Source organism: Helicobacter pylori (assembly GCF_001998165.1).
Lineage (GTDB): Bacteria > Campylobacterota > Campylobacteria > Campylobacterales > Helicobacteraceae > Helicobacter > Helicobacter pylori_DL.
Map to the genome: position 1 here is coordinate 1 of NZ_MTWR01000119.1, position 201 is coordinate 201.

Consider the following 201-nt stretch of genomic DNA (forward strand, 5'->3'; position numbering starts at 1 on the left):
TGAAAGGGTTGATTAAAATCTTTTTGGGGTTTTTTAAATTCATGGGATATAAAGGGTTATCAAAAACATGCCCATAAATTTGAGAAAACAACTCCTGGCGGTTTTGATAAACATTTTTAATTTCTTTAATGGTGCTAATATTAGTGTTTAATGAATACGTGGTTAAGATCCCTATTGTGGCGGGTGTGGGGGGGGTGGGTG

The 201-nt window shown here is 35.8% G+C and carries 1 pseudogene; it reads right to left on the reverse strand.

Features of this window, described 5'->3' with window-relative positions:
• Window positions 1-201: pseudogene (locus BZK24_RS09735) on the reverse strand (hypothetical protein); the annotation flags it as partial.